Genomic DNA, 24347 nt, shown 5'->3' with positions numbered 1-24347 from the left:
TCTGATGTATTTGGGTCTCGATCTCGGAACGTCCGGCGTCAAAGCGATGCTGATCGACGGCAATCAGAAGATCATCGGCTCCGCCAATGGCGGGCTCGACGTGTCGCGCCCGCATCCCGGCTGGTCCGAGCAGGATCCGGCCCACTGGATCCGCGCGACCGAAGAGGCTGTGGCCGGATTGAAGGCTGCGCATCCGAAGGAACTCGCGGCTGTGCGTGGCATCGGCCTTTCCGGCCAGATGCATGGCGCAACGCTGCTCGATGCCGACGACAAGGTGCTGCGTCCCTGCATTCTCTGGAACGACACGCGCAGCTATCACGAGGCTGCCGCGCTCGATGCCGATCCGCGCTTCCGGGCATTGACCGGCAATATCGTCTTCCCCGGCTTCACCGCGCCGAAGCTCGCTTGGGTCGCCAAGCATGAGCCGGAGATTTTCGCTAGGGTACGCTGGGTGCTGCTGCCGAAGGACTATCTGCGCCTGTGGCTGACCGGCGAGCACATGTCGGAAATGTCTGACTCGGCCGGCACCTCCTGGCTCGATACCGGCAAGCGCGAATGGTCCTCAGAGCTGCTGGCCGCGACCAATCTTGACGAGAAGCAGATGCCGACGCTGGTGGAAGGCACCGAAGTTGCCGGCAAGCTGCGCGGCGAACTGGCCTCGAAATGGGGTATCGGCGGCGATGTCGTCGTTGCCGGCGGGGCAGGGGATAACGCAGCTTCGGCCTGCGGCATGGGCACGGTCAGCCATGGTGCGGCCTTCGTTTCGCTCGGGACCTCTGGCGTGCTCTTCGCGGCCAACGGCTCCTATCTGCCGAAGCCTGAAAGCGCGGTTCACGCCTTCTGCCACGCGCTGCCCAACACCTGGCATCAGATGGGCGTCATCCTCTCGGCAACCGATGCGCTCAACTGGCATTCGCATGTGACAGGCAAGTCTGCTGCCGAACTCACCGCCGAGCTTGGCGAGACGCTGAAGGCGCCGACCAGCGTAACCTTCCTTCCCTATCTCTCGGGCGAGCGCACGCCGCACAACGACGCGACGATCCGCGGTGCCTTCATCGGTCTCGGCCATGAAAGCGGCCGCGCCGTGCTGACGCAGGCCGTGCTCGAAGGCGTGTCCTTCGCCATTCGCGACAATCTCGAAGCGCTGCGCTCCGCCGGCACGGATATTGCGCGCGTAACCGCCATCGGTGGCGGTTCGCGTTCGCGCTACTGGCTGGCCTCGATCGCCACCGCGCTCGGCGTGCCCGTCGACCTGCCGGCGGACGGCGATTTCGGCGCAGCCTTTGGTGCCGCCCGTCTCGGCCTGATTGCCGCGACGGGCGCCGATCCGGTTGCGGTCTGCACCCCGCCGCAGACGGCCGGCACGATCGATCCGGTTGCGTCGCTGACGGATGCCTATGCGGATGCCTATAAGCGCTACCGCGCGGTTTATCCGGCGATCAAGCCGCTGGGCATAGCTTGAGGTGAAACCCCCTCACCCTGCCCTCTCCCCGAGGGGAGAGGGTGAGACCGAGTTTGCGGCAGCCGCCCATACCTTCTCCTCTCGGGGAGAAGGTGGCCCGAAGGGTTGGATGAGGGGGCCTTGCCGACAGGTGAACAACACTACCGAAACACCAAACCCAAGGAGATGAGATATGAGTACCGGATTTTTTGGTGACATCAGCAAGGTAAAATACGAAGGGCCTGACAGCACCAATCCGCTGGCCTTCCGCTATTACAACAAGGACGAAGTCGTTGCCGGCAAGCGCATGGAAGACCATCTGCGTTTCGCCGTCGCCTACTGGCACACCTTCACCTGGCCGGGCGGCGATCCCTTCGGCGGTCAGACTTTCCTTCGCCCCTGGTTCAACGAGACGATGGAAGCCGCCAAACTGAAGGCCGATGTCGCCTTCGAATTCTTCACCCTGCTCGGCGCTCCCTATTACTGCTTTCACGATGCCGACGTACGGCCGGAAGGCAAGAATTTTGCCGAGAACACCAAGAACCTCAACGAGATCGTCGACTATTTCGCCAAGAAGCAAGCCGATACTGGCGTAAAGCTGCTCTGGGGCACGGCAAACCTCTTCTCCAACCGTCGTTTCATGTCGGGCGCCGCGACCAATCCTGATCCGGATGTCTTCGCCTTCTCGGCTGCGACCGTGAAGACCTGCATGGATGCCACCCATAAGCTCGGCGGCGAAAACTACGTTCTCTGGGGCGGCCGCGAAGGCTACGAGACGCTGCTCAACACCGACCTGAAGCGGGAGCTGGATCAGTTGGGCCGCTTCCTCAATCTCGTCGTCGAATACAAGCACAAGATCGGCTTCAAGGGCACGATCCTCATCGAGCCGAAGCCGCAGGAGCCGACCAAGCATCAGTATGACTACGACGTCGCCACGGTTTACGGCTTCCTCAAGAAGTACGGCCTCGAAAACGAAGTGAAGGTCAATATCGAGCAGGGCCATGCGATCCTTGCCGGCCATTCCTTCGAGCACGAACTGGCGCTTGCCAATGCGCTCGGCATTTTCGGCTCGATCGACATGAACCGCAACGACTACCAATCCGGCTGGGATACCGACCAGTTCCCGAACAACGTTCCGGAAATGACGCTGGCCTATTACCAGGTTCTGGCAGGCGGCGGCTTCAAGTCCGGCGGTACGAACTTCGACGCCAAGCTGCGCCGCCAGTCGCTCGACCCGGAAGATCTGCTCATCGGCCATATCGGCGGCATGGATTGCTGCGCCCGCGGCCTGAAGGCTGCTGCCAAGATGATCGAGGACAAGGCGCTCTCCAAGCCGCTCGCCGACCGTTACGCCGGCTGGGATTCGGCCGAAGGCCAGAAGCTGCTGCGCGGTGAATATTCGCTCGATCAGATCGCTCAGTGGGTCGAAACCAAGGACGTCAACCCGCAGCCGAAGTCCGGCAAGCAGGAACTGCTGGAAAACATCGTCAACCGTTACGTTTGATCGACAGCTTCGGGAGGCGGTGGTTCATCGCCTCCCGATTTCAGCCGAAACGCGCGGCTGGAAATGGCTATGGGATTCCCTGAGGGATCCTTCGCATTGGCGAAAATATAGCCGTCGGCCTGGTGCAGGGGCCCGAACTCCAGTCCCTCCTCCGCACACTTAGTGCGGAAAGCTTCGACATGCTCGACGTCGAAGACCAGCTTTACCAGCACCTGGCCCATTTTCTGCGCCTTGCCCGCCGGATGGATCAGCAGGTTGGCGCCGCCATCCTGCGCGAGCAGCTCAACAATCCGATCGCCCTCCAGATAGAGCGGCTTGAACCCGAAATGCTTCTCGTAAAAGCTGATCGTCACTTCGACATTGCGGACATAGAGGGTGATTCTGCCGAGCGGCATCGTTGTGTCCACCTATCGCCGGAGGCGCGGCGGTGGGGAGACCGAATTTCGCACCACGAGATCCGGCCGCAACAGGATCTCCGTCTCGGGCGGCTCGCCATCCGAAAGCAGTTCCAGCAAAAGCGCCATCGCATGCTTGCCGATGGCGGTGCGTGGCTGCCGGATCGTCGTCAGCGACGGCGTCATAAAGACGGCTTGCGGGACGTCGTCGAAGCCGGTCACTGAAAAATCCTCGGGGATATCATAGCCGCGTGCCTTCAGGCCGATCATCACGCCGATCGCGGTCTGATCGTTGACGCACATGAAGGCTGTCGGCAGCGTATCGCGCATGAACAACTGCTCCACGGAGAGCCGCCCGCTCTCGATGGTGCCGTCGCCTTCCAGCACGATGCGCATATCTTGTCCGATGCCGGCCGCATCCAGTCCGGCCTCGTAGCCCATGCGCCGCCGGCTGTAGGCGAGGCGGGTGCGGGAATCGCCGATAAAGGCGATCTTGCGGTGGCCCTCGGCAATCAGCAGGTCGATGGCCTTGCGGGCGCCGGCAATATCGTCGACGCCGACATAGGGAATGCCGCCGTTGAAGACTGGCTCGAAAACGCCGACGCTCGGCGGCAGCCGCGCTGTCATGGTCTGATGACCGAAGGGCAGGATACCGGTGAAGAGGATCAGACCTGCCGCCTGGTTGGAATTGAGGAATTTCAGATATTCCAGGCCACGCTGCGCGTCGTTCTGCGTGTGTCCGATCAGGATGCCGTAACCGTGCGAACGCGCCTCGTTTTCCAGGCCGATCAGGATATTCGAGAAATTGGGATCGCCGATATCGGGCGCCACGACCAGAATCATGTTCGAGCGGCCGAGCCGGAGGCTGCGCGCCATGGCATTGGTGGTATAACCGGTGACGGCGATAGCCTGATTGACTTTCAGCCGCGTCGAATTGGCGACTTTCTCCGGAGTATGGATGGCCCGCGAAACCGTTGCTATCGAAACATTGGCAATTCGGGCGACGTCTTCGATAGTTGCGGGCGTGGAATTCGACACTGCGCTCTGCCTTGGGTCTCGTCTCGGGCTGGAGACTACACAGACTTACGTGGAGGTCAAAGGTAACCGCGAAATTTTGTGCGATATCCAACGATGTAAACCTTTACACGACGTATGTAAAGGTTTACATACCGTGGAAAGCGGGTGGGACCGCAGGGAGGATGCAATGGGTTCGGAAACCGTCGACGGTGCGGTCGTGCTGTCTGCGAGAGGGATTTCCAAGGCCTTCAGTGGCGTACAAGTGCTGTTCAGCGTCAACTTCGATCTTCGGGCCGGCGAAATCCATGCGCTCATGGGCGAAAATGGCGCCGGAAAGTCGACGCTTGTCAAGGTCCTGTCCGGCTTCGAGCAGCCGACCTCCGGTGAGATTTTGCTCGATGGCAAGCCGGTAAAGCTGCCGCCGAACGGTGCAGCGGAAGCGCTCGGCATCGTCATCATCCATCAGGAATTCAATCTCGCTGAGCATCTGACCGTTACCGAGAGCTTGTTTCTCGGGCGCGAAGTTACACGGCTCGGTATGCTCGATCGCAAGCATATGCGTGCCGAAACGCGGCGCGTGCTCGATCTCCTCGGCTCGCATGTCGACGAGAATGCCGTGATCAGCTCGCTTTCCATTGCCGACAAGCAGATGGTGGAGATCGCCAAGGCGATCAGCCGCGATGCGCGCATCGTCTTCATGGACGAGCCGACCGCCGTCCTGTCGCGCGAGGAAACCAATTTCCTATTCAAGCAGGTGCGTAAGCTGCGCGATCAGGGAACCAGTTTTGTCTTCGTCTCCCACAAGCTCGATGAGGTGATGGAGCTGACGGATCGCGTCACGGTGCTGCGCGACGGCCAATGGGTGAAGACATCGCCGACCTCGCTGCTTGATGGCGAATCGATCGCCCAGCTGATGGTCGGGCGCGAGCTTTCCAGCCTCTATCCGGCCAAGAACGAGCCGGATGTCGACGAGAAGGTGGTGCTCAGCGTCGCCTCGGTTTCCACCGGCTACGTCCACGATGCGAGCTTTGAGCTGCGCAAGGGCGAGATACTGGGCTTTTCCGGCATGATCGGTTCGGGGCGCACGGAGCTGATGGAAGCGATCGTCGGTTTGCGCTCGCGTGCTGCTGGCGAGGTCGTCGCCAACGGCCAGACGGTGCCACCGCATGACGTGCATGCGGCCATCGATGCCGGCCTTGCCTATATGACCAAGGACCGCAAATCGAAGGGTCTGCTTCTGAATTCGGGCATGGTCGTCAATCTGACCCTGCAGTCGCTCGACCGGCACGGCAAGTTCGGCTATCTGAGCGCCTCCAGCGAAGCGGATGCGCTGACGCGGGCGCGACGCCGTTTCGACATACGTGTGCGTGACGGAAACATCGTTGCCGGCCGCATGTCCGGCGGCAACCAGCAGAAGCTGCTTCTGGCGAAGATCATGGAGACCGAGCCGCAGATCATCATTATCGACGAGCCGACGCGCGGCATCGATGTGGGGACGAAGCAGCAGATCTATCATTTCATTTCCGCGCTGGCGCGCGATGGTCATTCGATCATCGTGATCTCTTCGGAAATGCCCGAGGTCATCGGGCTCTGCACGCGGGTTGCGGTGATGCGAGAGGGTCGGATCGTCGGTGTGCTCGAAGGCGAAGAGATTACCGAGCAGGAAATCATGCGTTATGCGGCGGGCCTGAAGAAAAAGACGGCCGCCTGAAGGGCGGTGGAGCAGGGCGAATTCCCAGCAATCATGGGACGGGAGGTTGGTTTTGGTTATGAGCGTGGGTGAAGACAGCAGCGGCAAGACAGGCCGGCGAGGGCGTTCCTGGCGGGATGTCGATCTTAGGGCCGTGGCGCCCTTCGCGGCCCTGGTGCTGCTTCTGATCGTGGGCGCACTGGTCAATCCGAACTTCATCGGCATCACCAATCTCACCAATGTCGCGACGAGATGCGCCTTCATTGCCATCATCGCGGTCGGTGCCACTTTCGTCATTTCGGCGGGCGATCTCGATCTGTCCGTCGGCGCGATGGTCGCCTTCGTCGCCAGCCTGATGATCCTCTTCATGAATTCGGGCGTCATTGCCGATCCCTCTATGATGCTGGCGGCGGCGGTGCTGTTTTCGATCGTTGCCGGCCTGCTATGCGGCCTTGCCAACGGGTTGATTACGACCATGGGCAAGATCGAACCGTTCATCGCGACGCTCGGCACCATGGGCGTCTATCGTGGCCTGACGACCTGGCTGTCGCAGGGCGGTGCCATCACCTTGCGACCGGCGGATATTCAGGCGCTCTACAAGCCTGCCTATTATGGCGCCGTGCTCGGTGTGCCGGTGCCGATCGTGGTCATCCTCGTCGTCACCGGCATTGCGGCTTTCATTCTCTACCGCACCCGTTATGGGCGGCATGTGATTGCGGTCGGCTCCAACCGTGACGTTGCCCGCTATTCCGGTGTGGCGGTCAATCGCGTGCGAACCATCGCCTTCATCATCCAGGGCTTTTGCGTTGCCATCGCCGTGCTTCTCTATGTGCCGCGGCTCGGTTCGACATCGGCGACGACGGGCAGCCTGTGGGAATTGCAGGCGATCACCGCCGTGGTCGTCGGTGGCACGGCGCTGAAGGGCGGCGCGGGCAGGGTGTGGGGCACGATCTGCGGCGCGTTCATCCTCGAGCTCGTCGGCAATATCATGCTGCTTTCCAATTTCATCAGCGAGTATCTGCTGAGCGCCATCCAGGGTGCGATCATCATCATCGCCATGCTGGTTCAGCGTTCGCTTGCCCGCAAATAGTGAATAACCGGGTCAGGGGGCGCCCGGTCGTCATGCTAAGGCCCTGTCTCTATCTGGGAGGAAGAAACATGCGAAAAAGATTCATAGGCTTGGCTGTCGTGATGGCGGCTCTGGCCGGCACCGTACATGCCGCCGACAAGAAGGTGACGATCGGCGTTTCCATTCCGGCCGCCGACCACGGCTGGACCTCGGGCGTGGTGTTCCATGCCGAGCGCGTTGCCAAGCTCTTGATGGCGGAGCACCCGGGACTGAACGTCATCGTCAAGACCTCGCCGGATGCCGCCAGCCAGGCAAACGCCGTGCAGGATCTTGAAACACAGGGCATCGATGCTCTCGTGATCCTGCCGTCGGATCCGGATCCGCTCGTCAACGCGATCAAGGAAGTCAAGGACAAGGGCAAGTTCGTGGCGCTCGTCGACCGTGCGCCGAGCAACAACGACAATTCCGTCCGTGACCTCTATGTCGCCGGCAACAATCCGGCGCTTGGCCAGGTCGCGGGCGAATACATCAAGAAGAACACGCCGGATGCACAGGTCGTCGTCATCCGCGGTCTGCCGATCCCGATCGATCAGCAGCGCCAGGACGGCTTCGACAAGGGTATCGCCGGCTCGAACGTCAAGGTTCTCGACCGCCAGTACGGTAACTGGAACCGCGACGACGCCTTCAAGGTTATGCAGGATTACCTGACCAAATTCCCGAAGATCGATGTCGTCTGGTGCCAGGATGACGACATGGCCGTTGGCGTTCTGCAGGCGATCGAGCAGGCCAAGCGCACCGATATCAAGTATATCGTCGCCGGCGCCGGTTCGAAGGACATGATCAAGAAGGTCATGGATGGCGATAAGCTGATCCCGGTCGACGTGCTCTATCCGCCAGCAATGGTCGGCACCGCCATGGAGCTGACGGCTGCCAATTTCTATGATCAGGTTCCGATTCGCGGCAACTACATCCTGGATGCGACGCTCGTCACCAAGGACAACGCCAAGGACTTCTACTTCCCCGATTCACCGTTCTGATCGGTTTTTCGGTTGATCTTCCAGGGCGCCCGCCGGTTTCGGCGGGCGTTTTTTAAGTTTTCCATCAGACCCGTTTTGCGGCGGATGGAAATTTTGCGGCACGTACCTCTTGCCGTCTGCAGCGTGCCGTGATTAGGTCGCAAGGCATTCGACTTTCAGCCCGACGACCCTATAGTTTTTGGAGGCTACGGCACCTCAGCCGCCTCGGATATGGGTCCGAAAGGCATCGGAAACGTTTACAGAACGCGATTAGGGAGGAATTACAGATGAAGACGATCAAGGGACCAGGCCTGTTTCTCGGTCAGTTCGCCGGCGATGCGGCACCGTTCAACTCGTGGGATTCGATCACGAAATGGGCTGCCGATGCCGGCTATATCGGCGTGCAGGTTCCGACCTGGGCAAGCCAGCTCATCGACCTGAAGAAGGCAGCCTCCTCGAAGGATTATTGCGATGAATTCGCCGGTGTCGCCCGTGCCAACGGCGTCGAAGTCACCGAGCTTTCCACCCATCTTCAGGGTCAGCTCGTCGCCGTGCATCCGGCCTATGACGAAGCCTTCGACGGTTTTGCGGCGCCGGAAGTGCGGGGGAATCCGAAGGCGCGGCAGGAATGGGCCGTCGAGCAGGTGAAGATGGCGCTGACGGCGTCGAAGCATCTCGGCATCAAGGCGCACGCGACTTTCTCGGGCGCGCTCGCCTGGCCCTTCATCTATCCCTGGCCGCAGCGCCCGGCCGGCCTCGTCGAGACCGCTTTCGAAGAACTTGCCCGCCGCTGGACGCCGATCCTCAACCATGCCGACGAAAATGGCGTCGACGTCTGCTACGAGATCCATCCGGGCGAAGACCTGCACGACGGCATTACCTTCGAGATGTTCCTGGAGCGCGTGAAGAACCATCCGCGCGCCAACATGCTCTACGATCCCTCGCACTATGTCCTGCAGTGCCTCGATTATCTCGAGAACATAGATATCTACAAGGACCGCATCAAGATGTTCCACGTCAAGGATGCGGAGTTCAATCCGACCGGGCGCCAGGGTGTCTATGGCGGCTACCAGGGCTGGGTCGAGCGCGCCGGCCGCTTCCGTTCGCTCGGCGACGGCCAGGTCGATTTTGGGGCCGTCTTCTCCAAGATGACCGCGAACAATTTCGACGGCTGGGCCGTGGTCGAATGGGAATGCGCGCTGAAGCATCCCGAAGACGGCGCCCGCGAAGGCTCCGAATTCGTCAAGGCGCACATCATCCGCGTCACGGAAAAGGCCTTCGACGATTTCGCCGGCAGCGGTACGGACCAGGCGGCAAACCGCCGCATGCTGGGCCTGTAATCCGAATCCTTCGTCCAGCAAGTGCGGGGAGAAGGTGGACTCAAACGATGAGCGGAGCGAAATCGTTTGAGGACGGATGAGGGGCCTTCTCGAGATTTCCACCAATTCAGAGCTTGCAGAAGGCTCGGCCCCTCACCCTAGCCCTCTCCCCGCAGGCGGGGAGAGGGGACGATTGCGGCAGGCAATCGCGTTCAAACAATTCCATTCTCAGGAGGACAAAATGGCAATCGAAGGATCATCGGAACAGACGCGGGAGCCGCGCATCCGGCTTGGCATGGTGGGCGGTGGCGCCGGCGCATTCATCGGCGCGGTACATCGCATCGCCGCGCGCATTGACGATCAGTTCGATCTTGTTGCCGGTGCGCTCTCGTCTTCGCCGGAAAAGGCCGTGGCATCCGGCCGCGATCTCGGTCTCGATCCCTCGCGCACCTATTCCAGCTACCGCGACATGGCGATCCGGGAAGCCAAGCTGAAGAACGGCATCGAAGCGGTTTCAATCGTCACGCCGAACCATGTCCACTACGACGCCGCCAAGGAATTCCTGCGGCGCGGCATCCACGTCATCTGCGACAAGCCGCTGACCTCCAATCTTGCCGACGCCAAGAAGCTGAAGAAGGTGGCCGATGAAAGTGGGGCGCTCTTCATCCTCACGCACAACTACACCGGCTATCCGATGATCCGCCAGGCGCGCGAGATGATCGAGAATGGCGAACTCGGCGATATCCGCATCGTGCAGGCAGAATATCCGCAGGATTGGCTGACCGAAAATATCGAGCAGTCAGGCCAGAAGCAGGCGGCTTGGCGTACCGACCCGGCCCAGTCGGGCGTCGGCGGCTCCACCGGCGACATCGGCACGCATGCGTATAATCTTGCTTCCTTCGTGACCGGCCTCGAGCTCGACAGCCTTGCTGCCGATCTCGATAGCTTCGTCGAGGGACGTCGTCTCGACGATAACGGCCATGTGCTGCTGCGCTTCAAGGCGAAGGGCAAGGAAAAGCCGGCGAAGGGCATGCTCTGGTGCAGCCAGGTGGCGCCCGGCCATGAGAACGGTTTGAAGCTCCGCGTCTACGGCACCAAGGGGGGTATCGAGTGGACGCAGGCCGATCCGAACTATCTCTGGTACACGCCGTTCGGCGACCAGAAGCGCTTGATCACCCGCAATGGCGCCGGTTCTGGTGCCGCCGCGGCGCGCGTCTCGCGCATCCCGTCGGGCCATCCGGAAGGCTATCTGGAAGCCTTTGCCACGATCTACACCGAAGCCGCGCGTGCCATCAATGCCCGTAAGAAGGGCGTGGCGGTCGATCCGGCTGTGATCTATCCGACCGTCGATGACGGCGTGAAAGGTGTGGCTTTCGTCGAGGCTTGTGTCGCCTCGTCCAAGCGCAACGGCGCCTGGGTCAAGCTCTAAGCTTCACGTGAGGTCCGAGGCGATGAACCCGCCTCGGACCTGCTTGTTTAAGCGGCAGCTTCCTGCTTACGCTTCGTCAGCGCATCGACGCTCAGCGGGCCGCCGCCGGCGCTGGCGAGAAACAGGAAGATGAAGCAGAAGAGGATGGCAGCGGTGCCGCCGTTCTGCGCGGGGTAGAAGCTTTGCGGCGCGTGGCGAAGGAAATAGGCGAAGGCCATCAGGCCTGACAGGATGAACGAAGCAATCCGCGTCTTGAAGCCGATCAGGACGAGGAAGCCGAGAGTGAGTTCGAGCAGGCCGGCGACCCACGGCAGCGATCCAACGGCGGGCACATTTTCGGCCGCCGGGAAATGCAGCACTTTTTGCGTTCCGTAGCTGAAGAGCACAAGCGAGGCGACGATGCGCAGCAGGCTCAGCAGATGAGGATGGAGGGCGTGGATCGCAGGGAGCATTTGTGTCCTTTCGTCGTCGAGTTTGGATGCTACCCTCAATTGATCCGCTTCGAAATGACAAGTCACGACTGTTGACATTGATGTTATCAAGCCGTGCGAAGAGTGTTGCCGCCGCCGACGAAATTCTTTCAGGCGCCTTTCGCCGACTTGTTTATCGGCGCCTGCAACGTTGCAGTTTTCCGGCGCCGACTCTGTACTTTGTCATGCCGCTTGGTTAAACCGCAGCCAACGAAGCCAAAATAGACGGGATTTTCATCATGATCGATCCGAAGCTTCTTGCTGATCGCTTCCCCGGCGATTTCACATTCGGTGTTGCCACCGCCGCTTTCCAGATCGAAGGCGCCACCAAGGCCGATGGCCGCAAGCCATCCATATGGGATGCCTTCGCCAACATGCCCGGCCGCGTCTATCAGCGCGATAATGGCGATGTCGCTTGCGATCACTATAACCGCCTGGAGCAGGATCTCGATATGATCAAGGATATGGGCGTCGAGGCCTATCGCTTCTCGATCGCCTGGCCGCGCATCATTCCCGAAGGCATCGGCCCGGTGAATGAAGCAGGCCTCGATTTCTACGATCGTCTGGTCGACGGCTGCAAGGCGCGGGGGATCAAGACCTTTGCGACGCTCTACCATTGGGATCTGCCGCTGGCGCTTGCCGGCGATGGCGGCTGGACTGCACGCTCGACGGCGCATGCCTTCCAGCGTTATGCCAAGACCGTCATGGCCCGCCTTGGCGATCGTCTGGACTCTGTCGCCACCTTCAACGAGCCCTGGTGCATCGTCTGGCTGAGCCATCTTTATGGCGTTCATGCGCCGGGCGAGCGCAACATGCAGGCCGCCCTTTACGCCATGCATTATATGAACCTTGCGCATGGTCTCGGCGTCGAGGCGATCCGCTCCGTGGCGCCGAAGGTGCCTGTCGGCATCGTGCTCAATGCCGCTTCGATCCTGCCGGGCTCCGATCGTCCGGAAGATCGGGCCGCGGTCGAGCGTGCGCATCAGTTCCACAACGGCGCCTTCTTCGATCCGATCTTCAAGGGCGAGTATCCGAAGGAGTTCGTCGAGGCGCTCGGCGATCGCATGCCTGTCATCGAGGACGGCGATCTCAAGACCATCAACCAGAAGCTCGATTGGTGGGGTTTGAACTATTATATGCCGATGCGCGTCTCCGATGACGCCTCCAAGAGTGGCGATTTCCCCTGGACGAAGGAAGCGCCGCCGGTCAGTGACGTAAGGACGGATATCGGCTGGGAGGTTTATTCGCCCGGCCTGAAGCATGTCGTCGAGGACCTCAACAAGCGCTACGAGCTGCCGGAGTGCTACATCACCGAAAACGGTGCCTGCTACAACATGGGCGTCGTCGACGGCGAGATCGATGACCAGCCGCGTCTCGATTATTATATGGAACATCTCGGCGTCGTCGCCGATCTCATCAAGGACGGCTATCCGATGCGCGGCTATTTCGCCTGGAGCCTCATGGACAATTTCGAATGGGCCGAGGGCTACCGTATGCGTTTCGGCCTCGTCCATGTCGATTACGAGACACAGGTGCGTACGATCAAGAAGAGCGGCAAGTGGTACAGGGAGCTTGCCTCGCAGTTTCCGAAGGGCAACCACAAAGCGGTCTGACGCGGTTCGGCCTCGCTCTCAAGGGGAAGGTGTCTGTCGCCCGAATCGGCGAGGCCTGATAGACAGCATGTATGACTCAGCGGCCGATTTTTCTTTATGCGCTTTGCGGCAGCCAGCGGCGGGCCTCAGCCAACCGCAGGCTGCTGGAGGCGCTGCAGCTCGCCTGCCCCGAAGGCATCACCATAGCGATTTGCGATCTGATCGGCGACTTGCCGGTCTTCAATCCGGATAATGAGGGTGAGCGAACTCCAGTTATCGTTCAGAGATTTGCGGCCGAGATCCGCAAGGCAGACGGTTTGATCGTCGCTTGTCCGGAATATGCCCATGGCATACCCGGCGGCTTCAAGAACGCGCTGGACTGGCTGGTGTCGCGGGACGAGGTGCCGTTCAAGCCGCTGATGTTTGCTCACGCGTCGCATCGCGGCGATCTCGTATTGGCACAGCTCACCGATGTCTTGCAGACCATGTCGCTGCATATCGTTGAAGACGCCTTCTTGCGTCTCCCGGTTGCTGGCAAGAGCGATGAGATACAGGCCGCAATGCTGCTGGAAGTGCGCGAAAGCGGCCTTTTATCCGCAAGTCTCCGCCGTTTCGCGCAGGCGATTGCCACGAAGGCATGAATTCTTCCGGTTTCGGCAGATCTACAACTATTTCCTGTAGGAATCTCCAATTCGCCTTAACCGTTTATTGAAGACCTGACGGCAGACTTATTCGCCAAGGAGAAAAGGCGTTGGGAGCAGCTTTCAGGTCATTGCGCAAAAATACACAGATCGGTCGTCATTCCATCGTGACGGCCGTTTTGGTTTGCTTTGCATTGATCGTTGCCGTCGTGACCTTGATGGTTCTTACCGCGATCGGCCGCGTCGCCGATTATTCCAATAAGCTGGATGACGAGCGCTCCTGGGAGACGACCGTCGGTGCACTGAAGACTTTTCAGGGACAACTGGAAGCGACGTTGCACGACCATTCCGCCCGCAATGACGCGGTGCGAAGCATTTACGGAACCGACAATCAAGGCTGGATCGCCGGCAATTACGGCGACATTTCCTCCAATGGTGCGCTGTTCGACACTGCCGTCATCGTCGACGACAACAACAAGCCGATCGTTGCTTATCATGACGGTGAACCATTGACTGGCAATATAGAGGAGGTCCTTGGCACCGCGGTCTGGGCGCTCGTCGATCAGGCGCGCGCGACACGTGTGACCGGGGTGCCGGAAGCCTCGAGCTATATCATGACCCGGGATGGTATCGCGGTGGCCGGTGCCGCGACGATCCGCGAAAGATCCGGTCGCATTCCGGTGCCAGAAGGGCATCGGCGCTATCTGATCCTCGTCCGCTACCTCGATGCCGACCGGATCAAGATGCTCTCGAATACCTATGTCATCAGCGGCTTGAGGCTGGTGCCGCCGGAAACCGTGGCCCGCTATGCCGTCTCCATCGTCGATCCGCTCGGCAAATCGCTGGGGCGGCTGGTGTGGAGTTCGCGCCAGCCGGGGGACATGAGCTATCAGCAGGTCCGCCCGCTGGTTCTCGGAGCGCTCGGTCTGGTGGGTCTATTCTTCATCGTGCTTTTGATCCTGGGATTGATGGCGGGGCGCCGGCTGCGGGCGGAAGAGGTTCAGGCGCGCCAGGTTTCTCTTCGCGATCGGCTGAGCGGGCTCCTCAACCGCGAGGGATTGCGGCTCGATGTGGATCGCCTGGTCGAGCGGGCGCGCTCCGATGGTACCAATGTCCTGCTTCTCTACCTCGATCTCGATGGTTTCAAGGAAATCAACGACGCCTATGGGCATGGCACCGGCGATCAGCTGATCCGCGCGGTGGCCGCCGGGCTCAAGGTGCTCGTGCCGCCGCAGGCAGCCTTGGCGCGCCTTGGTGGCGATGAGTTCGCCATCGCCTTCCCGACGAGGGAACTCAATGACGCTCCGGCTTTGCGGTTGGCGGAGCAGATCCTGGATTTCCTTGCCGAACCGCTGGAAATTGGCCGTCGCGTGGTGGTCGTCGGTGCCAGCATCGGCATCGCAAGCTCGCCTGAAGGTCGTATCGACAGGGAGGAACTGGTGCGGCGTGCCGATCTTGCTATGTACAAGGCCAAGGAAGCCGGCCGCGCTCGCATGACTTGCTACGACACCGCCATGGATGCCCATCGCGAGGAACGCAACGCGCTGGAGCTCGATCTGCGTCGCGCGATCGAATTGGAGGAACTGACGCTCGCCTATCAGCCGCTGGTCGATGCATCGAGCTGCGAGATGATCGGCGTCGAGGCGCTGGTGCGGTGGAACCGTGCCGGCCACGGGCCGATTTCGCCAGAGGCCTTCATTCCGATTGCCGAAACCAGCGGCCTAATCGAGGCATTGGGCCTGCTCGTCCTGCGCAAGGCCTGCGAGGCGGCAAGACATTGGCCGGATCTGCGTATCGCCGTCAACGTTTCGCCCGGCCAGTTCCGCAATCCCGCCTTCGCCGATTATGTCCGCAGCGTGCTTAACAGTACTGAAATCGAAGCCGAGCGTGTGACGCTGGAAATCACCGAAGGCTATATCATTCAAAATCCTGAGCGTACCCGTCAATCGATCGAGCGGTTGAAGAGGCTCGGCGTCAAGGTGGCGCTCGACGACTTCGGATCGGGTTTCTCCTCCATCGGCTATCTGCGCCAGTTCGGGTTCGACCGCATCAAGATCGATCGATCGCTGACGATGAATGTGCTGGAAGACAACCGCGCCCGCGAGATGGTGAAGGCGACCGTGGCGCTGGCCCGGTCACTCGACATTCCCGTCACGGCCGAAGGGATAGAAACCGAGGAGCAGGGAAGGGCGCTTGCGGGCTTCGGTTGCGACGAGCTGCAGGGCTATTTCTACGGCAAGCCAATGCCGGACGCCGAGATCAGCAAGCGGCTCGCCGTGCAGATAGCCGCGGCAGCGGACAAAGAGCACGCCGCCGCCTGATACGCGTGGAGCATTGGCGCTTTCCCCAGGGAAGGCCGCAGCACAGTTCCTCCGAAAATGCTTTAGCCGATATGCTCGTGGCCGCGCTTGCGGGCGAGCGCGATCTGGCGCTGCCTTTCGCGGTAACGCTCGCGATCCTCTTCGCTGCGCTCATGATAGCAATGGCTGCAGGAGACGCCGGCCTCGTAAAAGGGTGAGGTCACTTCTTCCGATGTAATGGGGTTGCGGCAGGCGTGGCAGAGCTTGTGATTGCCCTCCTTCAGGCCATGTTCGACGGAGACACGCTCGTCGAAGACGAAGCAGGCGCCTTCCCATAGGCTCTCTTCTGCCGGCACTTCCTCGAGATATTTCAGGATGCCGCCCTTGAGGTGATAGACCTCGTCGAAGCCCTGCTGCTTCATGAAGGCGGTCGCCTTCTCGCAGCGGATGCCGCCGGTGCAGTACATGGCGATTTTCGGCTTGTTGTGCAGGCCAGTATTGTCGCGCACCCAATCGGGAAATTCGCGGAAGGTCTTCGTCTTCGGATCGACCGCACCCTTGAAGACCCCGATGGCAGTCTCATAGTCGTTGCGGGTGTCGATGACGATGGTGTCGGGGTCGGAGATCAACGCGTTCCAGTCCTTCGGCGCGACATAGGTGCCGACGACCCTGGTGGGGTCGATATCCTCGACGCCCATAGTGACGATCTCTCTCTTCAGCTTTACCTTCATGCGCACGAACGGCATTTTCGACGCTCGGCTTTCCTTGTGTTCAAGGCCGGCAAATTCCGGCTGGGCGCGCAGGAAGGCGAGCACGGCGCCGATGGCGGCATCCGTGCCGGCAATCGTGCCGTTGATCCCTTCATGTGCCAGCAGCAGCGTGCCCTTGACGCCCTTTTCCTCACAGAGCGCAAGCAGCGGCTCGCGCAGGCTTTCGAAGCGCTGAAAGGAAACGAAATGATAAAGCGCGGCAACGAGGAATGCGCCGGTCGCGTCGCGCCGTGGATCTGGAAGCATGTCGGTCATGCCGGTGAAATACAATTTTGTGAGCTTTCAGGCAATCGGGATTTGCGCCGCAGCCCGCGTCTTCGCCATTCTGCCCGATCGGTGTCACCTACGACGTCGAAGGAAGGCATTTCAAGATGAGCCTATCGTGCAGGCGGCACATCATCCTTGATGTCGTCGGCAAACCTGCGCATGAGGCGCACAAGGTCCTCGATATCCTGGTCATCCCATTTGGCGAAAATGGACCGGGCGATCCTCTCGCGCGCCTCATCGATGCGATCGGTCATCACCTTTCCCTGTTCGGTGATGACGGCCTCGCGAAGGCGGCGATCGATCGCGTTCTCCCGTCGGCTGATAAGCCCAAGCCCCTCCATCTTCGCAACCTGGCGGCTGACGGTGGTGTAGTCGCGCCCGACGCGATCGGCCAGTTCGACGACGCCGATGGGGCCGAGCCGTTCCACCAAAACCAACAGGGAAAACAGTGCGCGGTCGAGGGAGATGCCCGCCTCCTTGATCATCGCCTCATCGCGCTGTGGCCGGTTCATGACGCCAACGATTTCGACCAGCGCGCTATGGAGTTCGCGTAGCTGACTGCTGATATGTGTATTTTGCAAGCTTCTTGTTGACACCGCATCGCCCTTCTTTTAATATGTGCATATTACACATATGGAGATGGAAATGACAGAGCAATTTGCAGCCGATGTGCTGATTTGCGGCGCGGGTGCGGCCGGCCTGGCGCTGGCCATCGATTTGGCAAGGAGGGGAATTTCCTTCCGTCTGATCGAAAAGATGGAAGGGCCTTTCCGTGGTTCGCGCGGCAAGGGTATTCAGCCGCGAACCCAGGAAATCTTCGAGGATCTCGGCATTCTCGACCGGGTCGTCGCGGCCGGCGGCCTCTATCCACCCGAGCGGCGATATCGCGACGACGGCAGTTTTACCGAGTCCGACATCACCGAGCATGAGGACCCCACACCGGCAGAACCTTATCATCTGCCGCTGATGATACCGCAATTCCTAACCGAAAAGGTGATGCGCGAGAGGTTGCTTGAGCTTGGCCATAGGCCGCAATTCGGCTGCGAACTGGTTGGTTTCGAGCAGGACCCGAGCGGCGTGACGGCGCGTCTCTCGGGCAAGGCTGGAGAGGAAACTCTCCGGGTGCGTTGGCTCGTCGGCGCTGATGGCGGCCGCAGTTTCGTTCGCCATGCCCTCGATATCGACTTTCCGGGCAAGACCCTCGGCGTCCGTGCGATCGTGGCCGATGTCATTTTGACCGGTCTCACGCGCGATGCCTGGCATCGCTTCAACGACGGCGACATGTCGCGGCAGATCATGTTCTGCCCGCTCGCCGGGACCGAGATGTTCCAGATACAGGGGCCGATCCCTCTTGACGGTGATATCGACCTCTCTGCCGAAGGGCTCGAAGCCATGGTGGCGGAGCGCACCAGGCGCGACGATATCCATATCCAATCCGTGTCGTGGTCGTCGGCCTACAACATGAATGCGCGTCTGGCCGATCGATATCGTGTCGGTCGCGTGTTTCTCATCGGTGATGCCGCCCATATTCATCCACCGACCGGCGGCCAGGGCCTCAATACCAGCGTGCAGGATGCCTACAATCTCGGATGGAAGCTGGCTGCGGCCGCCAATGGAGCCAACGATAAGCTGCTCGACAGCTATGAGGAGGAGCGTCAGCCCATCGCGGCAGCGATGCTCGGTCTGTCGACAAGGCTTCTCGATGACCAGAAACAGGGCAAGATGCGGCGCGGTCGCGAGGTGCGTCAGCTCGATATAGGTTATCCTTCGTCCTCGCTCGCGCTCGAAACGCTGGGGCGCAGCGGTCGCCTGTCCGCCGGCGACCGAGCCCCTGACGCGCCGATCCGCGGCGTTGCCGGCCAGCCGAAACGGCTGTTCAATCTGTTCCGAGGCGCGCATTGGACATTGCTCGGCTACGGGGTGCAGCGGGGATCGGTGCCGCCGCGCGCGGGCTTGCATATTCATACTTTCGGCTCGTCAGGCGATATGGTCGACGCCGAGGGCTATCTTCGCGACATCTACGCTCTCTCCTCCGGCGAATGGGTGCTCGTGCGGCCGGACGGATATATCGGCGCGATCGCTGCGGCCGACGACATCGCGATGCTGGAAGGCTATCTCGCGCAAGTGGGGCTTGGTTCGGCGGATGCGTGGCGTGCCTAAAGGAACGGCTGGGGGCCATGCCGATTGAACTGCCTGAGCCGGGGGCGTGGCCCGGTCAGTCCGCCGCCTCCAGCCAAAGGTGCTTGATAGTCCGCGCCTCGTTTCCCGGCTTGTCGGCGAAGACCCAACGGGCTCGGTCCAGCGTCTCCTCACGCGCGGTCTGCTGCCGGGAAATGATCGCTTCCAGCAGGCGGGCGTGATCGTCGCTCCTGTCGAAGAGATGCGGCTCGCGGTCGGCGACATCGGCCAATATCGACATGTCGAGATAGCGGCCGAGCACGTCGACCAAGGCCTTGGCCTCCAGTTGCTTGGCATGCATGGCGGCTGGCCAGACATCGCGCAGCAACATGTGATGCATCCAGTAGTCCTGGCTGCGTTTGCGCAGATCATGAAAGCTCTCGACGTGCGCCGCTTCCGCATGGCAGTCGGACAGCGCCTCTATCGCCTTGCGGACATTCTTCCGCCAGCTTTTCTGAAAAAGACGCGCCGTGTCGCGCCGGCCGCAGTTGAAGGATATTTCCTTCAACGCCTCACGTGCCTCCGCACATGTGGCGACTGCTGCTCGTGCCTTGTCTTCGAGATCTGTTTCGGCTTCCGCCATACGGTCGCGTCTCGCGGTCAGCAGATCGCTCACGCGAGCCAGCGCATGCAGTTCCTCCGCCGATGCAGCGGTTGCCTGAAGATAATGGCTGATCTCGATCAACGCGGTTGCGTCGCGCACCCCGGAAAGTGTGAGCGCTACATTCCGAAGCCGGTCATTTTCCCACAGCTGAAATTCGCGCGCGACCGGAGCTACCAACCGGTAGAGCGCCCGCACGCGCTTGATGTTCTTGCGGGCGGCGTGAACCGCTTCGTGCAGGCCCTGCGGCCTGTCCGTCAATACGGCCATTGCTTTGCCGAGTTGATGCGCGGCTGCTTTGTGCACCTCGTCATCAAGGGCTCGGTCAGGCCGTATGCGATAGCTCATCGTACTCCTGCTCGAACTGCGTCGCGAGGGCCTGGTTGGAATAGCGGTATTCGCCTGTCACCTCACGTCCGATCCAGTCCGGCAGTTCCGGATTGTCGCTTTCGTCGTCCATTTCCACTTCAGCGATGACGAGGCCGCGATGGGCGCCGCGGAAGACATCCACTTCCCAGGTAAAGCCCTTGAACTGCACCTTGTGGCGGGTCTTCTCGATGACGAGGCCGATCGCCGTTTCCAGCAATTCCTCCGCATCGTCGACGGGGATCTCATATTCGAATTCGTCCCTGGTCATTGCCTTGCCGATCTTGATCGTCAAGGTTGCCTTGGTGTCGTTCGTCAGCCGTATGCGCACGGAACGGTCCGCCATGGAGGCAATATATCCCTGTCGCAGGATCAGCCGCTCCGAAACGGAATCCCGCCAATGATCGGCGCGCACCAGAAACTTTCGCTCGATCTCTTTTGCCATGCGTTTGACATGCTCCACCGGCACAGATTGAGACAAACTATAGCAAGTTGCCGCAATTTCCTACCCGTCGTATTTAAAGCGAGCTTTTGTCTCGACAAGCACCTTCGGGAAGGCTATTCGAAAGCCGGATTTCAATCGTTTTAAGGGGAGTGCTCCGACCATGGGCGAGAAAACCGAGAAGCTTCTTTCCATCCTGAAACTGCAGCCCGTCGTTCCGGTGCTGATCGTCGATGATGCGAAATCTGCCGTGCCGCTCGCCCGGGCGCTCGTCGCAGGCGGTCTCAAGGCCATCGAGATCACGCTGCGCACCGCCGGTGCGCTCGACGCCATCCGCGCCGTGGCCGACGAGGTCGAGGGTGCAGAAGTCGGCGCCGGCACGATCCTCAATGTCAAACAATGGGACGCGGCTGTCGAAGCCGGTTCGAAGTTCATCGTCAGCCCCGGCACGACGCAGGAACTGCTCGATGCTGCGCGCTCCTCGGATGTGCCGCTGCTGCCGGGTGCCGCTACCGCAAGCGAAGTCATGGCGCTGCGCGAAGAGGGCTATACGGTACTGAAGTTCTTCCCGGCAGAGCAGGCAGGCGGTGCTTCCTATCTCAAGGCTCTGTCGTCACCGCTCGCCGGCACGGTCTTCTGCCCGACCGGCGGCATTTCGCTGAAGAACGCTCATGACTACCTGTCGCTGCCGAACGTCATCTGTGTCGGCGGCTCCTGGGTTGCGCCGAAGGAACTCGTTGCATCAGGCGATTGGGCCGGGATCACCAAGCTCGCCGCAGAGGCAGCAGCACTCAAAGGCTGAGACGCAGCCTGTCGAATTCGATTTGAAAGGCGCGTGGAGCTTTTCGCGCGCCTTTTTGCATGACCTGGATTGGTATTTGCAGTTGCGCTTCCTATCTCCCCTTCACCATCACAAGGACGGAGGACCATCCATATGATCGACGCCCGCAAGCTTCTTGACCAATTTCTGGGATCGCAGGTTCCAGGAATGCAAGGAACCGTGAAAGACCGAGCAACCCAGGCCATCAATCTCGCCAGGGACAATCCGATGGCGACGAGCGCGATTGCCGGCGTGCTGCTTGGCACGAAGACGGGGCGTCAGGTCGCCGGAAATGCGCTGGCGCTTGGTGGCCTTGCTGCCATCGCAGGCCTCGGCTATCAGGCCTACAAGAATTATCGCGATGGCAACCAGCCTCAGCCGGCGCCGCAATCGGCCCCGCAGACCGAGCCGCAGTTCCTGCCGCCGCCGTCGGATTCCGGCTTCAGCACGGCGCCGGCAGTCGCGACCAACGACTTCACACTGTCGCTCGTCAGGGCCATGATCGCGGCTGCCCGCGCCGACGGCCATATCGATGATACCGAACGTCAGCGTATTCTCGGCAAGGTTCAGGAGGCCGGTGTCGGAGCCGAGGCGGAAGCCTTCTTCCAGCGCGAACTTGCCAATCCCGTCGATCTCGACGCCATCGTCGCCTCCGCGAAGACGGAAGAGCAGCGCGTGCAGGTCTATACCGCGTCGCGGCTGGCGATCGAGCCGGATTCACGGGCCGAGCGCGGTTATCTCGATCTGCTGGCTGGAAGGCTCGGCCTAGCCGATGCGCTGGTCGATCATATCGAAGCGACGGTTGCGGGCGCCAAAGTTCAGCTGTGATTGATAGGGCCGGTTGCCTTTGATTGGCAGCTGGCCTAAGCCTTCGCCGGAACTCATGTCAGGGCGTCAGGGATGGCTACATTGACGGACAAGAAAAGCGAAACCCGCTCGGCGGCGATCGCGGCTGGTATTATTTTGCTGGTCGCGACAGCCGTTCTTTACCTGATGCCGAATGTCATCGTCTGGCTCGGAGACATTTCACCATGGCTCGGCACCGGCTTCGGCGTGCTGGTCATTCTGGCCTTCTTCTTCGTGTTCTGGATGCGAGCGCGCTATCAGCGTCGCAATGGGCCGTAAGCTCCGATGCAAGGCTCTCTTCTGAATTCTTTCGGAAAATCGCTCAGTTCTGCAGCGAGGCCCCGAGCAGAATGATGCCCGTGCCGATGACGAGCAGCGCGCCGAGAATTTCGATGCCGTTGCTCACCCAAACCGAAAGTCTCGAGCCCTTGCCGGTGAAGCGGACGGCGGTGCCTTTCGCGAAGACGGCGATGATGGCAAGCAGCGAGACGGTGAGCGCCGTGCCGATGGACATGGCGAGGACCGATAGCAGGCCGCCAAGATAGAGCCCGTTCAACATCGAAAAGGTCATGACCAGCAGCGCGCCCGAGCACGGACGCAGGCCGACTGCGGCGATGGCGGACCAGGCTTCGCGAGCACTGAACTTTTCGTTCGACAACATCTTCGGATCGGGAAGATGGGCGTGGCCGCAGGTCTCGCAGTAAGCGCCGTCGCTGGTCTTATGGGCGGGATCATAGCATTGATAGCCGCTGGCAGCGGGTATCGCGGCGCTGCTGCGCGCAAAACCTCTTGCCGAATCCGTGCCCGTTGCGGCTCCCTCGAACAGCGAGAGGCTGATTGGCCCCGCCGATGTCGCGAGCTGCATTTCCTGACGCTGCGCCCGGCTCTGCATCATCGCCCGCAGCTTACGGAACAAGAGCCAGCTGCCAAACAGGATGACCATGATGAAGCTTGTGATCTCCATAGCATTGGTCGCCATCGTCATGGTGATGCCGGAACCGCGCAGGACGAAATAGGCGGCGCCGACGACGAGGACGGCAACGAGGCCCTGAATGAGCGCAGAGACGAAGGAGATGCCGATGCCGCGCTTCAGCTCGATCTCGTTGGCGACCATGTAGGAAGAAATCACAGCCTTACCATGGCCCGGCCCGGCTGCGTGGAAGATGCCATAGGCGAAGGAAAGGCCGATCAGCGTCCAGAGCTGCCATGGGTCCTGGCGCATGGCTTCGATGGACTTGGTGAGCGCACGGTAGAAAGCCTGTTGCTCGTAGTTCACATAGAGGAAGATCGGCGCAAGCGGCCCGCCCATCGGCTGGAAGCTCGGCTCGGCCGTGCCAATGCCAAGTGGCGAGCCTGCGGCATGGGCGAAGCTGGCTGCCGCCAGAAGGGCGAATATTGCCGCGGGGACGAGCTTCTCTAGTCGCGAAATCAGCATTGCACATCTATCCGCGTTGCAAAGAGTTTCGACATGGTCGTTCCCGTCGGATCGTTGAAGAAGGCATCCGTCAAGGTGGATTTGTTCTCGGCAATGACTTCATCCGGATTGGGCCGGACGACCTTATGCGTGCAGCTTTTGAAGGCGTCGCCCTCCGTCACCAATTCATTGTCGCTCGGGAAATCGATCGAGGTATAGAGCGTCGGGTCGTAGATGCCGAAGCTCAGCTTGTTGCCCTTGGCGAGCGGCATCGGCTCGGCCGGTTTGACGGCGAAGAACATCAGGAGCTGGCCATCGCGGAAGTCGACATTGATGACATCGGGCTTGTTCACCTTGATTGCTTTGCCATTGAGCGTCAGGTTTGCATAATAATCGTAGTCCGCCAGAGACTCGCGCACCGTCTTGCCAACCTCTTTCAGCTCGTCGGGATCGAGCTTGAGGTTGGTGTTCTTGTCGAAATCCATGAGGACGGAGGAGGAGAACACTTCGTCGAAACGCCAGACATTGCGCAGTTCCTGCACGTTGCCATCCGTGCCGGCCAGCACTTCCAGGCGGGCTTCCACGAAAATATGCGGATGCGCCGATGCTGTGGCCGGCACGAGCAACAGGCCGCCGGTCAGGGCAACAGCGTAGGCGGTCGTGGATTTTCTCATGCGTCCGATAGATTTCGCGAGCATTGATTCACTTCGTTTTCTGGTCAGGAAATGAGACGGAATTGGGACCGGCCAACCAACCTCGG

At 60.7% G+C, this 24347-nt stretch carries 23 protein-coding genes; 14 read left to right on the top strand and 9 right to left on the bottom strand.

The genetic code is table 11. The features are described from left to right. Nucleotides 1-4: 4 nt before the first annotated feature. Both xylB and xylA read left to right on the top strand, forming a co-directional pair. Nucleotides 5-1462 carry a xylulokinase gene (gene xylB / locus ACK83U_RS12930; protein ID WP_112602905.1) on the top strand — a complete coding sequence of 486 codons (1458 nt, stop codon included), beginning with the start codon at nt 5-7 and terminating at the stop codon, nt 1460-1462. A gap of 172 nt (nt 1463-1634) precedes the next feature. Then, on the top strand, nt 1635-2945 hold the full coding sequence (xylA, locus tag ACK83U_RS12925) for a xylose isomerase (RefSeq protein ID WP_112410050.1): 1311 nt from the start codon (nt 1635-1637) through the stop codon (nt 2943-2945). On the opposite strand, the gene ACK83U_RS12920 is transcribed toward xylA, so the two are convergent. Together ACK83U_RS12920 and ACK83U_RS12915 are read right to left on the bottom strand one after the other, a co-directional pair. After that, nucleotides 2936-3340 carry a VOC family protein gene (locus ACK83U_RS12920; RefSeq protein ID WP_112603047.1) on the bottom strand — a complete coding sequence of 135 codons (405 nt, stop codon included), beginning with the start codon at nt 3338-3340 and terminating at the stop codon, nt 2936-2938. The two genes, xylA and ACK83U_RS12920, sit on opposite strands and share 10 nt — an antisense overlap. A gap of 12 nt (nt 3341-3352) precedes the next feature. Further along, entirely contained in the window at nt 3353-4378 is a 1026-nt protein-coding gene (locus ACK83U_RS12915; protein ID WP_112602903.1) for a substrate-binding domain-containing protein, read from the bottom strand. A gap of 166 nt (nt 4379-4544) precedes the next feature. Here ACK83U_RS12915 and ACK83U_RS12910 point away from each other — a divergent pair, with 166 nt between their 5' ends. The 5 genes from ACK83U_RS12910 to ACK83U_RS12890 all read left to right on the top strand — a co-directional run bounded on the left by ACK83U_RS12910 (nt 4545) and on the right by ACK83U_RS12890 (nt 10880). After that, nucleotides 4545-6068 carry a sugar ABC transporter ATP-binding protein gene (locus ACK83U_RS12910; protein ID WP_112602901.1) on the top strand — a complete coding sequence of 508 codons (1524 nt, stop codon included), beginning with the start codon at nt 4545-4547 and terminating at the stop codon, nt 6066-6068. 58 nt (nt 6069-6126) lie between these two features. Then, nucleotides 6127-7137, top strand: coding sequence for an ABC transporter permease (locus tag ACK83U_RS12905; protein ID WP_112602899.1), 1011 nt, complete (start codon nt 6127-6129; stop codon nt 7135-7137). 68 nt (nt 7138-7205) lie between these two features. Then, nucleotides 7206-8153, top strand: a complete 948-nt coding sequence (locus tag ACK83U_RS12900) for a substrate-binding domain-containing protein (RefSeq protein ID WP_112335191.1) — start codon at nt 7206-7208, stop codon at nt 8151-8153. Nucleotides 8154-8419: 266 nt separating this feature from the next. After that, a complete protein-coding gene (locus tag ACK83U_RS12895) occupies nt 8420-9472 on the top strand; it encodes a sugar phosphate isomerase/epimerase family protein (RefSeq protein WP_112343252.1) in 1053 nt (350 codons plus the stop codon). Between the two features lie 220 nt (nt 9473-9692). Continuing rightward, on the top strand, nt 9693-10880 hold the full coding sequence (locus ACK83U_RS12890; protein WP_112602897.1) for a Gfo/Idh/MocA family protein: 1188 nt from the start codon (nt 9693-9695) through the stop codon (nt 10878-10880). A gap of 47 nt (nt 10881-10927) precedes the next feature. Here ACK83U_RS12890 and ACK83U_RS12885 read toward each other — a convergent pair whose 3' ends face one another. After that, on the bottom strand, nt 10928-11332 hold the full coding sequence (locus ACK83U_RS12885; RefSeq protein WP_112602895.1) for a DoxX family protein: 405 nt from the start codon (nt 11330-11332) through the stop codon (nt 10928-10930). Nucleotides 11333-11589: 257 nt separating this feature from the next. On the opposite strand from ACK83U_RS12885, the gene ACK83U_RS12880 reads away from it, so the two are divergent. The 3 genes from ACK83U_RS12880 (at nt 11590) to ACK83U_RS12870 (ending at nt 15904) form a co-directional block, all read left to right on the top strand. Then, entirely contained in the window at nt 11590-12963 is a 1374-nt protein-coding gene (locus tag ACK83U_RS12880; RefSeq protein ID WP_112602893.1) for a GH1 family beta-glucosidase, read from the top strand. 71 nt (nt 12964-13034) lie between these two features. Next, on the top strand, nt 13035-13583 hold the full coding sequence (locus ACK83U_RS12875) for an NADPH-dependent FMN reductase (protein WP_112602891.1): 549 nt from the start codon (nt 13035-13037) through the stop codon (nt 13581-13583). A gap of 110 nt (nt 13584-13693) precedes the next feature. Next, nucleotides 13694-15904, top strand: coding sequence for a putative bifunctional diguanylate cyclase/phosphodiesterase (locus ACK83U_RS12870; RefSeq protein WP_112602889.1), 2211 nt, complete (start codon nt 13694-13696; stop codon nt 15902-15904). Between the two features lie 62 nt (nt 15905-15966). Here ACK83U_RS12870 and ACK83U_RS12865 read toward each other — a convergent pair whose 3' ends face one another. Beyond that, entirely contained in the window at nt 15967-16899 is a 933-nt protein-coding gene (locus ACK83U_RS12865) for a rhodanese-related sulfurtransferase (RefSeq protein ID WP_412474615.1), read from the bottom strand. Between the two features lie 131 nt (nt 16900-17030). Next, complete coding sequence (locus tag ACK83U_RS12860; protein WP_112602887.1) at nt 17031-17516, bottom strand: MarR family transcriptional regulator; 486 nt, start codon at nt 17514-17516, stop codon at nt 17031-17033. A gap of 49 nt (nt 17517-17565) precedes the next feature. On the opposite strand from ACK83U_RS12860, the gene ACK83U_RS12855 reads away from it, so the two are divergent. Continuing rightward, a complete protein-coding gene (locus ACK83U_RS12855) occupies nt 17566-19080 on the top strand; it encodes an FAD-dependent oxidoreductase (protein WP_112602885.1) in 1515 nt (504 codons plus the stop codon). A 55-nt stretch (nt 19081-19135) separates the two neighbouring features. Here ACK83U_RS12855 and ACK83U_RS12850 read toward each other — a convergent pair whose 3' ends face one another. Together ACK83U_RS12850 and ACK83U_RS12845 are read right to left on the bottom strand one after the other, a co-directional pair. Next, nucleotides 19136-20047 carry a CHAD domain-containing protein gene (locus ACK83U_RS12850; protein ID WP_112602883.1) on the bottom strand — a complete coding sequence of 304 codons (912 nt, stop codon included), beginning with the start codon at nt 20045-20047 and terminating at the stop codon, nt 19136-19138. Continuing rightward, the gene (locus tag ACK83U_RS12845; protein WP_112602881.1) at nt 20025-20510 is read right to left on the bottom strand and encodes a CYTH domain-containing protein; all 486 of its coding nucleotides are present in this window, start codon (nt 20508-20510) and stop codon (nt 20025-20027) included. Before ACK83U_RS12845 ends, ACK83U_RS12850 begins: the two co-directional genes overlap by 23 nt. A 160-nt stretch (nt 20511-20670) precedes the next feature. Here ACK83U_RS12845 and ACK83U_RS12840 point away from each other — a divergent pair, with 160 nt between their 5' ends. From ACK83U_RS12840 to ACK83U_RS12830, 3 genes are all read left to right on the top strand, one after another. Beyond that, nucleotides 20671-21309: a 2-dehydro-3-deoxy-phosphogluconate aldolase gene (locus tag ACK83U_RS12840; RefSeq protein WP_112602879.1), complete on the top strand. Its 639-nt coding sequence runs from the start codon at nt 20671-20673 to the stop codon at nt 21307-21309. A 132-nt stretch (nt 21310-21441) separates the two neighbouring features. Next, the gene (locus ACK83U_RS12835; protein WP_112602877.1) at nt 21442-22155 is read left to right on the top strand and encodes a tellurite resistance TerB family protein; all 714 of its coding nucleotides are present in this window, start codon (nt 21442-21444) and stop codon (nt 22153-22155) included. An 81-nt stretch (nt 22156-22236) separates the two neighbouring features. Then, entirely contained in the window at nt 22237-22452 is a 216-nt protein-coding gene (locus ACK83U_RS12830) for a hypothetical protein (protein WP_183714300.1), read from the top strand. Between the two features lie 43 nt (nt 22453-22495). On the opposite strand, the gene ACK83U_RS12825 is transcribed toward ACK83U_RS12830, so the two are convergent. After that, on the bottom strand, nt 22496-23608 hold the full coding sequence (locus ACK83U_RS12825) for a nickel/cobalt transporter (RefSeq protein ID WP_112602873.1): 1113 nt from the start codon (nt 23606-23608) through the stop codon (nt 22496-22498). Further along, nucleotides 23602-24261 (bottom strand): DUF1007 family protein, encoded by a 660-nt coding sequence (locus ACK83U_RS12820; RefSeq protein ID WP_183714306.1) that lies wholly within the window; start codon nt 24259-24261, stop codon nt 23602-23604. The genes ACK83U_RS12825 and ACK83U_RS12820 overlap by 7 nt, the downstream gene beginning before the upstream one ends. Nucleotides 24262-24347: the final 86 nt, after the last annotated feature.

Origin of the sequence: Rhizobium sp. WW22, assembly GCF_047041135.1 — a bacterium.
GTDB lineage: Bacteria > Pseudomonadota > Alphaproteobacteria > Rhizobiales > Rhizobiaceae > Rhizobium.
The sequence above is the reverse complement of the archived record's forward strand: the minus strand, read 5'-3'. Positions and strand labels throughout refer to the sequence as shown.

Excerpts from the sequence above, each read along its gene's own strand:
- ACK83U_RS12900 (WP_112335191.1), top strand. The coding sequence starts at position 7,206 with ATGCGAAAAAGATTCATAGGCTTGGCTGTCGTGATGGCGGCTCTGGCC.
- ACK83U_RS12845 (WP_112602881.1), bottom strand. The coding sequence starts at position 20,510 with ATGGCAAAAGAGATCGAGCGAAAGTTTCTGGTGCGCGCCGATCATTGG.
- ACK83U_RS12865 (WP_412474615.1), bottom strand. The coding sequence starts at position 16,899 with ATGCTTCCAGATCCACGGCGCGACGCGACCGGCGCATTCCTCGTTGCC.
- ACK83U_RS12850 (WP_112602883.1), bottom strand. The coding sequence starts at position 20,047 with ATGAGCTATCGCATACGGCCTGACCGAGCCCTTGATGACGAGGTGCAC.
- ACK83U_RS12905 (WP_112602899.1), top strand. The coding sequence starts at position 6,127 with ATGAGCGTGGGTGAAGACAGCAGCGGCAAGACAGGCCGGCGAGGGCGT.
- ACK83U_RS12910 (WP_112602901.1), top strand. The coding sequence starts at position 4,545 with ATGGGTTCGGAAACCGTCGACGGTGCGGTCGTGCTGTCTGCGAGAGGG.
- ACK83U_RS12840 (WP_112602879.1), top strand. The coding sequence starts at position 20,671 with ATGGGCGAGAAAACCGAGAAGCTTCTTTCCATCCTGAAACTGCAGCCC.
- ACK83U_RS12895 (WP_112343252.1), top strand. The coding sequence starts at position 8,420 with ATGAAGACGATCAAGGGACCAGGCCTGTTTCTCGGTCAGTTCGCCGGC.
- ACK83U_RS12920 (WP_112603047.1), bottom strand. The coding sequence starts at position 3,340 with ATGCCGCTCGGCAGAATCACCCTCTATGTCCGCAATGTCGAAGTGACG.
- ACK83U_RS12890 (WP_112602897.1), top strand. The coding sequence starts at position 9,693 with ATGGCAATCGAAGGATCATCGGAACAGACGCGGGAGCCGCGCATCCGG.
- ACK83U_RS12825 (WP_112602873.1), bottom strand. The coding sequence starts at position 23,608 with ATGCTGATTTCGCGACTAGAGAAGCTCGTCCCCGCGGCAATATTCGCC.
- ACK83U_RS12875 (WP_112602891.1), top strand. The coding sequence starts at position 13,035 with ATGACTCAGCGGCCGATTTTTCTTTATGCGCTTTGCGGCAGCCAGCGG.
- ACK83U_RS12880 (WP_112602893.1), top strand. The coding sequence starts at position 11,590 with ATGATCGATCCGAAGCTTCTTGCTGATCGCTTCCCCGGCGATTTCACA.
- ACK83U_RS12885 (WP_112602895.1), bottom strand. The coding sequence starts at position 11,332 with ATGCTCCCTGCGATCCACGCCCTCCATCCTCATCTGCTGAGCCTGCTG.
- ACK83U_RS12835 (WP_112602877.1), top strand. The coding sequence starts at position 21,442 with ATGATCGACGCCCGCAAGCTTCTTGACCAATTTCTGGGATCGCAGGTT.
- ACK83U_RS12855 (WP_112602885.1), top strand. The coding sequence starts at position 17,566 with ATGACAGAGCAATTTGCAGCCGATGTGCTGATTTGCGGCGCGGGTGCG.
- xylA (WP_112410050.1), top strand. The coding sequence starts at position 1,635 with ATGAGTACCGGATTTTTTGGTGACATCAGCAAGGTAAAATACGAAGGG.
- ACK83U_RS12820 (WP_183714306.1), bottom strand. The coding sequence starts at position 24,261 with ATGAGAAAATCCACGACCGCCTACGCTGTTGCCCTGACCGGCGGCCTG.
- xylB (WP_112602905.1), top strand. The coding sequence starts at position 5 with ATGTATTTGGGTCTCGATCTCGGAACGTCCGGCGTCAAAGCGATGCTG.